Annotated in this window: 11 protein-coding genes and 1 tRNA gene; 10 read left to right on the forward strand and 2 right to left on the reverse strand. The window is 35.2% G+C overall.

Annotated elements, in window-relative coordinates:
* Positions 1 to 61 precede the first annotated feature (61 nt).
* From RBU59_RS18425 to RBU59_RS18435, 3 genes are all read left to right on the forward strand, one after another.
* A complete protein-coding gene (locus tag RBU59_RS18425) occupies positions 62 to 865 on the forward strand; it encodes an amino acid ABC transporter substrate-binding protein (RefSeq protein WP_308143941.1) in 804 nt (267 codons plus the stop codon).
* Positions 866 to 1311: 446 nt separating this feature from the next.
* Positions 1312 to 1962, forward strand: a complete 651-nt coding sequence (locus tag RBU59_RS18430) for an amino acid ABC transporter permease (RefSeq protein ID WP_308143942.1) — start codon at positions 1312 to 1314, stop codon at positions 1960 to 1962.
* Between the two features lie 15 nt (positions 1963 to 1977).
* Positions 1978 to 2739, forward strand: coding sequence for an amino acid ABC transporter ATP-binding protein (locus RBU59_RS18435; RefSeq protein ID WP_308143943.1), 762 nt, complete (start codon positions 1978 to 1980; stop codon positions 2737 to 2739).
* A 185-nt stretch (positions 2740 to 2924) separates the two neighbouring features.
* On the opposite strand, the gene RBU59_RS18440 is transcribed toward RBU59_RS18435, so the two are convergent.
* Entirely contained in the window at positions 2925 to 3749 is an 825-nt protein-coding gene (locus tag RBU59_RS18440) for a glycerophosphodiester phosphodiesterase family protein (protein WP_308143944.1), read from the reverse strand.
* Positions 3750 to 4180: 431 nt separating this feature from the next.
* Here RBU59_RS18440 and RBU59_RS18445 point away from each other — a divergent pair, with 431 nt between their 5' ends.
* On the forward strand, positions 4181 to 5881 hold the full coding sequence (locus tag RBU59_RS18445) for a S8 family peptidase (RefSeq protein WP_308143945.1): 1701 nt from the start codon (positions 4181 to 4183) through the stop codon (positions 5879 to 5881).
* Between the two features lie 42 nt (positions 5882 to 5923).
* Here the strand turns inward: RBU59_RS18445 and RBU59_RS18450 are convergent, their stop codons facing one another.
* Positions 5924 to 6418 (reverse strand): acyl-CoA thioesterase, encoded by a 495-nt coding sequence (locus RBU59_RS18450; RefSeq protein ID WP_308143946.1) that lies wholly within the window; start codon positions 6416 to 6418, stop codon positions 5924 to 5926.
* Positions 6419 to 6686: 268 nt separating this feature from the next.
* Here RBU59_RS18450 and RBU59_RS18455 point away from each other — a divergent pair, with 268 nt between their 5' ends.
* From RBU59_RS18455 to RBU59_RS18480, 6 genes are all read left to right on the forward strand, one after another.
* A complete protein-coding gene (locus tag RBU59_RS18455; protein WP_308143947.1) occupies positions 6687 to 7568 on the forward strand; it encodes a TolB family protein in 882 nt (293 codons plus the stop codon).
* A gap of 215 nt (positions 7569 to 7783) precedes the next feature.
* Positions 7784 to 7855 (forward strand) — tRNA-Gln (locus RBU59_RS18460).
* 286 nt (positions 7856 to 8141) lie between these two features.
* The gene (locus RBU59_RS18465; protein WP_308143948.1) at positions 8142 to 9083 is read left to right on the forward strand and encodes a phospho-N-acetylmuramoyl-pentapeptide-transferase; all 942 of its coding nucleotides are present in this window, start codon (positions 8142 to 8144) and stop codon (positions 9081 to 9083) included.
* 565 nt (positions 9084 to 9648) lie between these two features.
* Positions 9649 to 10848, forward strand: coding sequence for a sensor histidine kinase (locus tag RBU59_RS18470; protein WP_308143949.1), 1200 nt, complete (start codon positions 9649 to 9651; stop codon positions 10846 to 10848).
* On the forward strand, positions 10838 to 11485 hold the full coding sequence (locus tag RBU59_RS18475; protein WP_308143950.1) for a response regulator: 648 nt from the start codon (positions 10838 to 10840) through the stop codon (positions 11483 to 11485). Before RBU59_RS18470 ends, RBU59_RS18475 begins: the two co-directional genes overlap by 11 nt.
* Positions 11486 to 11550: 65 nt before the next feature.
* On the forward strand, positions 11551 to 12693 hold the full coding sequence (locus RBU59_RS18480) for an ABC transporter permease (protein WP_308143951.1): 1143 nt from the start codon (positions 11551 to 11553) through the stop codon (positions 12691 to 12693).
* Positions 12694 to 12696: the final 3 nt, after the last annotated feature.

A 12696-nucleotide genomic window follows, 5' to 3' on the forward strand; every position in this document is an offset into this window, starting at 1 on the left:
CATTATTTATTTGTGGCAATAACACATCTGTAAGCAGATGCGTTATGCAATGGGTATTTAAATGAAAAAAATTATCAGGTTACTAGTTATTACAATGCTGATGGTTGTATTTACTGCCGGATGTGCAAAAAATTCAGAAAAAGATACTTCACTGGACGATATTAAGGCAAAAGGCAAACTTGTTTTAGGGTTGGATGATGCATTTCCGCCGATGGGGTTTAAAGCTGATAATCAGGAAATCGTAGGGTTTGATATTGATGTAGCAAGAGAGGTATGCAAACGTATGGGCATTGAACTTATGATTCAGCCAATCAGCTGGGATGCAAAAGAACTGGAACTCTCTACGAAAAATATTGACTGTATCTGGAATGGTATGACTTATAATGAAGATAGAGCCAAATCAATGACCTTAAGTATTCCTTACATGAAAAATACCCAGGTAGCCGTAGTTCTGGCAAACAGTGATGTTAATTCCCTTGCTGACCTTGCGGGTAAAGTAGTGGCAATTCAGAACGGTTCAACTGCATCAGATGCAATTGAAGCCAATGAAGACTTTAAAAAATCCTTAAAGGAATTAGTAAAAGTAGATGACAATGTACAAGCGCTTTTAGATCTTAAGGTTTCCGGTTCCGACGCGGTTGTTATGGATGAGGTTGTTGCCCGTTATTATACGGAGAAAGAAGAAGGAACTTATAAAATCCTGGATGAAACTTTAGCGGATGAAGATTATGTAGTAGGTTTTCGAAAAGGTGATAAATCACTGTGTGCCGAAGTGGAGAAATATTTAAAGGAAATGGCAGCAGATGGTACACTGGCTAAAATCAGTGAGACCTGGTTTGGTAAAGATCTTACTACGGTAGAATAATTTAAAAGAAAATGCAAAATGTAAATCTTTTCTAGTTGCGTAGTAATTGATATGAAATAATGTTATCTCTAAAAAAGTAATATTATAAATTATATAATTATAGTAAAGTCTGTTCAATAAAAATACTTTTGTAGAGTATGATTATTGGGCAGATTTTTTTTTGTGAATGCATTATCACAAAAAAACGGAGAATTGCAGCGCCAAAACGCTGCCTCTGCGTTTTGTGTGCATCGCGAAGCTTGTTATTGTTCACGGAACTGCTGCCTTTGCAGGGGAGTGAACATAACTAATATACTGATAAAGTATTTTATTGTGATAATATATTACTTCACTAATTCGATAAAGTGTGCTATAATGTAATTTATTCGATGTTATTTTGTAACTACTAATAAAAACACGATAATAGCGACGTGCAAAGTATCTGAATTTACATAAGGAGGAATACAATGACTCAAGAGACTCTTCTTGAATTACTTAAAATAATGGGGTCTGCATCCCTTGTCACCATAAAAATATTTGTTTTAACGTTAGTATTTGGATTACCTTTAGGATTGGTTGTCTCCTTTGGAAGAATGTCCAAACATATCTTTATAAACGGGCCGATACGGTTTTACCTGTTAATTATGAGGGGTACTCCTTTAATACTTCAGTTATTTTTCTTTTTTTATTTTCCTCATTATGTATTTGGAGATACACTGCCAAGATTTTGGGCTGCCATTTTAGCAATGTCGATTAATTATGCTGCTTATTTTGCGGAGATATATCGATCCGGTATTGAATCTATGCCAAGAGGACAGTATGAGGCGGCTACGGTATTAGGGTTCAGTAAAAATCAAACCTTTTTTAAGATAATTTTGCCTCAGGTGATAAAGCGCATCATGCCTCCTATGGGGAATGAATTTATGACCTTAGTAAAGGATACTGCGTTAGTCAGCGTTATCGGTGTTAGTGAGATATATGAACTGGCCACGGATACTATGTCCAGAGTAGGTTCTCTGATACCGTTAATTATGGCAGGAACTTTTTACCTGATTATGAACAGTGTTGTTTCTAAAGCCTGTTCTGTTACAGAGGGTAAGATGAGTTACTATCGATAATCGGAGGATGTAAAATTGAGTATATTAGAAGTAAAGAATTTAGAAAAAAGTTTTGATAACCTTCAGGTTTTAAAAGATATCTCCTTAAAGGTAGAAAACGGTGAGATTATATCCATTATCGGTTCTTCCGGTTCCGGTAAATCTACACTTTTGAGATGTTTAAACCGATTGGAAACCGTAGACTCGGGCGAAATTATAGTGGATGGGGATGTTATGGTATCTACCGTAAACGGCAAAAGCGTATATGCCGGTGAATCCGTTCTAAAAGATATTCGTATGAAAACCGGACTGGTATTTCAGAATTTTAATCTATTTCCTCATTATAATGTATTAAGAAACATTACGGAAGCACCAATCTATGCAGCAGGAATTCCAAAAGAAGAAGCAGAGAAAACAGCTTACGAATTATTAGATAAATTAGGGCTGCGGGATAAAGCGGAAGCTTATCCTTATCAATTATCAGGCGGTCAGTCACAGCGTGTATCTATTGCCCGTGCTCTGGCCTTAAAACCTAAAATTTTATTTTTTGACGAACCGACTTCTGCACTGGATCCGGAGCTAACCGGAGAAGTTTTAAAGGTGATCCGGTCTTTAACCAGTCTAAATATGACAATGATTATAGTTACCCATGAAATGGATTTTGCGAAAGATATTTCAAACCGTATGATTTTTATGGATCAGGGTGTGATTGTGGAAGATTCCACACCCGCAGAATTATTTAACTCAAATAATGAGCGTACCAAGGCTTTTTTAGGTAAGTTCCATGAAGCCATATAGATATCAGTCAAAAATTCTTATATTGATTGAAATTAAATGCGGATAATCCGATAAATTTATTTCCTATACTTTTTATTCCTACATTAAATAAGTACATCTGACAGATAATAGGTTTTATATTATCTGTCAGATGTACTTTTAGGTTTGTCCATTTATGGAAACCATCTTTCAAGCGGTTTCAATATTTATTCTTGAGGAATAAAATGATCAAATATAAAGAAATCAAAGCTGTTACGGCTCTCTTCCAATCCCTCCTGGGATTTTATTGTCCAGGCAAAAGTAGGCACTTTATAAAATCGGCGGCAGAGAATTAAGGATAATGTTTTACGGTGTATATAGTTATAAGATATAAAATCCGGCTTTGTTATAAAATTAAGAAGGAGATTTTGCAGTATAAAATATAAAGTAGCACTGCCCACCTCTTTATCTTTTATTAAATTACTGGCTAACTGCCCTCTCATAATATTAGGACGGTTGCGTTTATACCAAAGTAAAACCAAAGGGTTAAAAGATTCAATGCAATAACGACCGTTATATTTCTCTAACATTGGTGCAGTAATTTTACACACGGAAGTATCAAATATTTCTACTTTAAATTCTACGATCAGAGGAACCTGACCATTCACCATATCAAGTACGGACTGAAAGGAAGGAATCTGTTCTTTTGAATCATACAAAGTTAATTCCTGCAATTCTGCAAAAGTTAGATCACGGACTTTTTTATTTACACCACACACCCTTTTTAGATTAAAATCATGAAAAACAACTGGGATTTTATCCTTAGAGAGTTGAACATCCATTTCTATACCAAAATTATGTTCAACGGCGAGTCTAAAAGCAGCCAGGGAATTTTCAGGTGCGGTTTTGGGATTTTGATGAAGTCCCCTGTGTGCATAATATTTTCCCTGCCAGGATTTTAAATCATGACGGTTTGTTATCTTCGGCATAATTGCAAGTAAATATAGAACCAGAATGATTAAGACGAAAGTTAAAATCATATATAACCACATAGTACCCTCCAAGTTGTCAATACTGCCATATGCAGTTTATGCTTACATATTTTGCAAATCATTTATTAAAATGTCCGGTGCACTTGCTTTTCACAGCACCGCAATCGTTATAAATATTGGTATATATTTAGGATGTTTAACTTCAGGATTTAATATACCTGACATAAAACTGTGCTTTTACCATTATAACATGCACGAGATAAGGTTACAACGTTAAAGGTTATAATTTACATAATATTAACTATAAATTTATGAAATAAAAGCATAAGATTTTTAATCATTAAGCTATTCATAGCAATATGATATGATATATTTAATCGTTATAATTCTAATATTTCATTTGAATAATTAAATTTACTGTTATTATAAAGAATAATAGTAAATACACATCATATATTGTAATTAACTTATTATTAAAAGGATGAAATAACTTGGATCAAAATTGCGGTGATAGGATTATTAGCGAAGATTATGCAGACTTATTGATTGAATATCGTAGATTCCCGCAGGAACTATCCAATATTCCTGATAGTTGTTCAAATGTCATTAATGAAAATCATGCTGTCGTATATGCACCAATTAATCTCTTGCCGGGTAATATAGTCCAGTCCATTGGTTATTTTGTTTTTCCAACTTTGTTTGGTTTAGCTGATACCGGAAGTCTCGAGGCGTCCGGTATAACCAGGTTGTTAAATATACCAAGTTTTGACTTAAGCGGACAGGGAGTATTAGTTGGATTTATTGATACTGGTATTGATTATACTCATCCCGCATTTATTAATGCAGATGGGACTACGAAGATCTTGTCAATTTGGGACCAGACAATCCAGACAGGACCATCGCCGAATACCTATTATTACGGAACGGAATATACCAGGGAACAGATTAATCTGGCATTAGTCAATGAAGACCCAATATCCATTGTACCCAGTATTGATGAGATTGGTCATGGAACTTCTCTGGCAGGATTAACAGCAGGTAATCCAAGCTTGCAAAATAATTTTTCCGGTGTTGTTCCCTCATCAGATATTGTTGTTGTAAAATTAAAACAGGCAAAAAAATTTATCAGAAATTATTTTTTGGTTAAGGAAGATGCCATATGTTTTCAGGAAAATGACATTATGTTCGGGATACGTTATCTAACTGATGCAGCCAGAGAGCTAAACAGACCGATTGCCATATGTATTGGTCTGGAAACGAATCAGGGATCTCACGACGGGCGAGGTGCACTAAGCAGTTATCTGTCGCTGCTTGGGGATCAGGCAGGTATAGCAATTACCATAGCCGCAGGTAATGAGGGAAATGCCGGACATCATTTCCGTGGAGTTATTGAAAGCGGGGGGCAGCAGTCTGAGATTCTGGAATTACGGGTAGGTGCAAATAATTCTGGTTTTTCCATGGAGTTATGGGGGGATTCACCGGGAACTTTCTCCGTGGATATATTATCTCCTACAGGAGAGTACATTCCAAGAATACCTGCCAGGATAGGTGAAACAAGAGTTATCCGGTTTATTTTTGAAGAAACAGTTGTCAATATTGATTATATCCTTTTAGAACAACAGACAGGAGATCAGCTGATTTTATTGAGGTTCGTCAGCCCAACGGAGGGAATTTGGCGGTTCCGGGTATATTCAACGGGAGATTTAACATCTACTTTTAATGTATGGCTGCCTATTCAGAGTTTTATGACAAGTGAAGCTGTGTTTGTTCAACCGGATCCGGATTACACGGTGACTTCACCCGGTAATGCAGTGATACCAATTATTGTAACAGCATATGACTACACTAACAATAGTTTATATCTGAATGCAAGCAGGGGTTATACCAGGATAGATACCATAAATCCTAACCTGGCTGCTCCCGGAGTTAATCTGGTAGTACCTGCACCTGGCGGCACTTATACGACTGCATCCGGTACTAGTTTAGCGGCAGCTCATACCACCGGCGTAGCCGCAATGCTACTGGAATGGGGTATTACTACCGGTTATTATTCCATGTTGGACAGTGTTGAAATTAAAAACCTGCTAATCCGCGGTGCCAGAAGAGATCCGAATAATGTATATCCCAATAAGGAATGGGGTTATGGTATCTTAGACGTATATAATACTTTTAACAGTTTAAGAGGAGATTAATGCTGCCGTATTATAGGCAGGATGAAATGGGGACAAACAGATTTATCCTGCCTGGTTTGAATTAACCCAGGAGTTAAGTGTATCATAGATTTCCTTGTAATTTTTCTTCATATTAATCGGCTTAAAATCTTTATTTACAAAGCAATGTTCGGATTCTCCTGATGTTTTTAAAGTTAGAGAATCCGCATCCAGCACTTTATATTGTATAGTTAGTTTAATTCCGTTAAAAAAAATTACTTTTGGAAGTATTAGCACTTTCTCATTAAATTTTACTGAGGATCTATATTCACAGGATACTCCAAGCACCGGTATTAAAATACCTTTTGCTTCTAATGTATCATATCCTAGACCAATTTGCTTAAGAAAATCTATCCTTGATTCTTCAAACCATCGGATATAATTGGAATGATGGATGATTGCCATCTGATCCGTCTCATAATACATAGCTTGTCTTAAATAAGGTTTGATAACTTCACCTGTTACTATATTATGTGAAATTGCTTCCTTAAAATTCTTTTCCAATAGTTCATTATTCATAGCACCACTCCCTGATATTGTTATTTCATATGGAATATAGTAGCATTTACTTAAATTTAATTCAATATAAAGTTCTCGGTATTTATGAAATAGAGAATGTAACACATAATGTAAAAAATCACCTATATTTGGGGCGTTGGAATTGAAATAGGTTGCCGTATGTGCTAAGATGAAACAGGATACAAAATAGTTGAGTCAAAAGAAAATGCTATAACGGTTCACTTTTGAAAGAATATCAAGTCTTTTACCAGTAAAAAGGAGAGGTATTATGAACGTATTAACCCAAAAACGTCATGAAATTGGAAAAAGAGATGTAATCAGTGTTTTGGAAACGGTAGATGTGGAAACGGGAAAAAGAATTATTTTGCATGAATTTGACTTCTTAATTGAGGCACCAAACTGGAAGAAAAACGGTATGGAATTAATATATAATTCAGAGGGAAGGATCTTTTCGTATGATATAACATCGGATATCAGTACTCTGATAGATTCAGGTGCTTGTGATCGTTGTAATAATGATCATGTACTATCACCGGATCACACAAAATTGGCAGTCAGCCATCATACTTATGAAGATGGCATGTCACGAGTTTATGTTCTCCCTGTGGAAGGGGGGGTACCTGCCTTAATAACACCGATTGCTCCAAGTTATCTTCACGGCTGGTCACCGGATGGCAAGACTCTATCTTATTGTGCAGAGCGCAACGGGGAATATGATATTTATATTATTCCGGCAGTGGGAGGGGTGGAAACAAGATTAACGGATACCCATGGATTAAATGATGGTCCCGAGTACTCACCTTGCGGAAATTACATCTGGTTTAATTCTGTAAGAACGGGACTTATGCAGGTATGGAGAATGAATAATGATGGAAGTGGTCAGATACAGATGACTTTTGATGAGAGTAACAGCTGGTTCCCTCATGTATCACCGGATGGGATGAAAGTAGCATATATAACATACAAAAAAGGTGACGTTGAGGCAGGGGATCATCCGGCTAATAAAAATGTTGAAATTCGCCTGATGTCCAGTGAGGGTGGTGAATATAAGACCTTAGTCCAGTTATTTGGCGGGCAAGGTACATTAAATGTAAATTCCTGGTCACCTGACAGCAAAAAGCTGGCATTTGTAAGTTACCGGATGAAGTAATATTTAATAATGATTCTGCTCTATATATCAGGAGTTGATAACCGAAACTTATACAATACGGTACGGATGAATTGCCATAAATTTTCAAATAAAAGATAAAATAAAAAAAACTTATCTTTTTTTAAAATTTTACTTGAATTATGGTTTAATTTATATTATAATATCATTCGTGGCTGACGAACATCTCGTCCAGAAAACCACTAATTATAATATAATGGGCTATCGCCAAACGGTAAGGCACTGGACTCTGACTCCAGCATCTCAAGGTTCGAATCCTTGTAGCCCAGTTCTAAGTAAAAAATGAGGTCATTAGACCTCATTTTTTTGTCCAGTCATAAGAAGTGTTTATAGATATAATTTTAATTCCAGTAGTGCATCCACAACTAATTTTGAATTCTTTGCAATTTCTAAGATTCATTGGTTTTTGTTCGATTTTCAGATGGAAATAACTTGATTAGTTTTCCTGTAAAGGTTAAAATAATGCTTGGATGAACAACAATGAACTGTTATTTTATTCTTCATTGAGTAAAAGTAACAATAAATTAGATATGATTATAGCAGAGGTAGGATAAGATGTTTTATGATATAAGTAATCGTTTTTTAGTAATCGCATTTTTGATAACATATTTTATTACATGTCTTTCATTGACTCTATTTGCCAAATGGCTTCCCCAGGATAAAGGAAGGGAATATGCTTTTAATGGAACGAAATCGAAAGGAAAATACCGCGGTGCCGGTATAATTATGATAATAATTTTGGTTATAGTATCATGCCTTTTATTGCCATTAAAAGCGGAATATATAATATATTATTTATTAATAGGGATATGTATGATATTCGGTTATTTAGACGACAAGGCAGAAAACCCATGGGGCGAATATAAAAAAGGTTTATTTGATTTATTATTAGCTATTATTACTAGTTATACTTTTTTAAAATATAATGGCGGATTAAATATATTTATTTTTAGTAATCTAAACTTTTATATTGTATGGATTATCGCGGCTGTTTTTATATGGTTATCTATAAACGCAATAAACTGCACCGATGGTGTTGATGGATTAAGTGGTGCATTATCCATCGTTACAATATTATCTCTTGGAGTTATTATATATTTACAGGGACAATCCGGTGATATGATTAAATTCGCAATAATAATGTGTGAAATAATTTTTGCTTATTTATGGAAAAACACTTCTCCAAGTACACTATTGATGGGAGATGCCGGTTCACGTGCAATCGGTTTCTTTATTGCACTTCTGACTTTAAAAACCAATAATCTTATGTTTTATTTAGGTGTAGCGGTAGTATTCATACTTGATGGATTGACAGGTCTGGTCAAAGTGTCTTTTTTACGATTTTTTAAGATAAAAATATTTCCGAATATTATTTTCCCTTTGCACGATTTCTTCAGGAAAGAAAAAGGCTGGTCGGACAGTCAGATCGTTTTTCGATTTGTAACCTTACAGGTAATAATTTCATTTATGACTATATTTTTACTTTTTTTTAACTGAATAAAAACGTCTCGGAGGTTATAGTAATTGATTGATCAAATAAAAATTTTAATCAGATAAAATTTTTTGTTTACAGTATAACTTAAGTCAAATTAGATATAATATGTAGTGGATACAAAAAGCAAGTTCTTAAAGCGAAATGTAAATTTCGTAAGAGTTTGTTTTATGTATACCATTTATAAATATCTTAATTGCAGCTCGAATTTGTTAACCAGAATATAGGAGATGGTATTGATGGAGGCTTTAGGAGACAACGGATTTACTATTAAATGATTCAGGTTGTAGATGAAAATCAAATAATTCAGGCGAAAAAAAGATGTTTTATGGCAATGGCAGGTTTCATACCTGCCATTGTTTTTTGTGCGCCCCGAATGGGCGCTAGCTATGAAGTAACAAAGAGAATCCAATAAGGTCATTAGAAGTGGGGACAGCATACTGACACATGATCCTGATTAAAAATCTTTTGGTATGGAAAATATTTCTTGTTAATGTTATAATCATTTTGGAAAGTTTCAAGTTTTAGTTTGGAAAAACAGGACATATAAAAGCCTGAAAGGAGTACTCATTGGATTATAGTTCGGAAATAATGGTAAAAAGGCTTATATGGATTTTCATGGTTTGGGCAAGCATAATTATTATATTGCTACATATTTACAAGCCATGGCATTTGATTTTTATCTCTGGATTGCTCTTATTATCCTTCACTTTACAGGGAATTAATTATCCTCAGTGTCAGCCTTTTTTGTATTATAAGCTAATTCTTTATATAGAAGTAATCTTAGTATTTTTTTTACAAATGAATGATCTAAGCGGGTATTCCAGAATTTATTATTATGTATTGATTGCAGATGCGACGATAACTTATTCCTGCTTAATCGGTGCAGGTATTACGGGAATAAGTATCTTTGCTAATTTTATCAGTTACTATATCAATTCTGACAATCTATATACAAGAAGCTTTTGGGATATGGTAACGGTAAACTCATCTGTTTTATTATTATTTTTTTCAATCATGTGTCTGGTAAAGTATGAAATCAATCAACGCAGGAAAATCAGTAAAATGATGTATGATCTGAAAGTTAAATCCAAACTGCTGGAAGATACTAATATCAAATTATGTGATAATGCAAATAATATTGAAGATCTTACCATATTAAAGGAAAGAAACAGAATAGCCAGGGAAATACATGATACGCTGGGACACACCCTTACCTCGGTTCTAATCGAACTTGAAGCCGGAGAGCGTCTTATGAAAATAGACAAGGAATCTGCAGCAGAGAAAATCGGACTAGCAAAGGGGCAGGTCAGAAAGGGATTAAATGATATAAGAGAATCGGTTGGTATACTCAACAAGGGAAAAGCCGTTGCCGATTTTACAGCCTCTTTAAAACTGCTTCTGGATGAAACTGCCAGGCATGGAGAAATATTTGTCCGATATGAAATTTCAGATATGCCTCCATTAACAGAATTTCAGGAAAAAGCTCTATTCCGGGCGTTACAGGAAGGTCTGACAAATGGGATAAAGCATGGAAAAAGCAGTGCATTTATCTTTCTGTTAAATTATGATACGAATAATTTAAGATTTCATTTACAGGATAATGGGACAGGGTGTGATAAAATAGTATTCGGATTTGGCCTGTCGGCTATGGAGTATAGAATACGGGAAGTAGGAGGTATCCTGGATATTACCTCTTCCTTACAGGAAGGATGTTGTATCAATATAACAATTCCTATCAAAAAAAGGGAGTGTATGGATGAAGATTAAAATAGTTATTGCCGATGATCAGGCGTTGGTAAGAGATGGGCTGAAAGCAGTGCTTAACCTGGAGGAAGATATAGAAGTGATCGGTACAGCCGACAATGGAAGAGAAGCATATGAACTTTCCCGGAGACTTGAACCGGATATTCTGCTTCTTGACGTAAGGATGCCTGAAATGGATGGCGTGGAATGTATGAGGAACATGAAAAGAATAAATTCAGCTACTAAAGTTATCATGCTGACTACATTTAATGACGAGGAATATATTTTAAATGCCATAGCAGCAGGCGCTAAGGGTTATCTGCTAAAGGACATGGAAGTTACGGAATTGGTGGAGGCGATTCATGATGCGGCAGGAGAAAAACTGGTTATGCCATCTAAAGTGGTAACAAAACTAGCAGAGAGTCTGTCAAAAGTTGTGGAAGAAAAAAATAAGCATCTTTCGTCTGAAAAGTTCGGCTTTTCCGACAGGGAAAAGGAAATTGCGAAAATGGTGGCTCAAGGTTTTAACAACAAGCAGATAGCAGCAGTTCTTTATATATCGGAGGGAACAGTGCGCAATTACATAAGCAGTATATATAATAAAATCGGAATTAGCGAAAGGACTCAGGCGGTCCTGGTTTTAAGGGACTATTTTATTTAATATTCATGTAAGGCGGAAGTTGCTCTTCAAACATAAATAATAATAATGAATGAAGGAGAATCCTTATGAAACCTCTTTCCACTGCGGAACATTATTTAAGGAATAAGAGAAAATTTTTATTTATATTTATTCCTGTAGTACTAAGCATAATAATCGTTTATGTGATACAAATGCTGATATCTTCGGAATTCAGTCTGGTCGAGAGGACCTATGTAGAACCCCAGAAATATTACTCCAGTATCGCTGCAAAAACAAAAGTAATTAATCAGGATCTCATAGACAGTATACTAAAGCGGAAAACGGAGTATGAGAAAGTTTTTCCGTGGGTTGCTCACTATACCTATTTTGATGGTATAATTGAAAAAAATATAGGCAGTAAGGTATTTACAGTAAAACAGGATGACATGAAGTGGCTGATATCAAAAATGAATTTAAAAATTATAGCTGGACGGCTGCCCGCCGCCGGTACAAACGAAATTCTTTTGCATAAAACAGTAGCTGATAATAAAAAGCTGAAACTGGGAGACAGCATTGGCAGCAGTGTGAGTAAAACTGAATCCTTAGAAGGCAAAAAAAATATTGTAGGACTGATAGACGGTAAAAGTATTGTATCTTTTGATTCCCTTGAATATTTTATGGATTTAAACCAGGTAGATCAGGATGATTACAGCACAGGAATTATAATAGTTCCCAAAGAAAATAAAAGGAATGATATTGAACACATTTTGGAAGAAACGGATTCCCAGGGGTTGGATTTAAGAACGTATGATATCATATCCCGGAGAAATAAAAATGACGGCAGTAATATAACTATTATAATTACTATAATAAATATATCGATTTTAATTATAATTACCTTATGCGCAGGTTTTATCAGCTACATAAACATCAATCAAAGACGAAGTGAATTTGGGATATTAAGTGCCATCGGTTATACTTCTCAGGAAATTGTTAACCGCCTGATTTCGGAGATATGCCTGGTAAATCTGACTGCATTGGTTCTTGGTACATTATTTTCCATTTCTATCGGTGAGGTTCTTAACCTGTTGATTTTTACCGGGAAAGGGACCCCATTGATATTGATTGATCCGGATTTCTTGATACAGGCAGCGTGTATACCGCTATTTGTCTGTATTTTTGCTTTGGTTCCTGCATGGAATACACTAAGGAATCTGGATCCTGTAGCTGTATTGGAAGGGCTGGTTTAAAAG

The sequence above is a fragment of the Anaerocolumna sp. MB42-C2 genome, assembly GCF_030913705.1.
Taxonomy (GTDB): domain Bacteria; phylum Bacillota; class Clostridia; order Lachnospirales; family Lachnospiraceae; genus Anaerocolumna.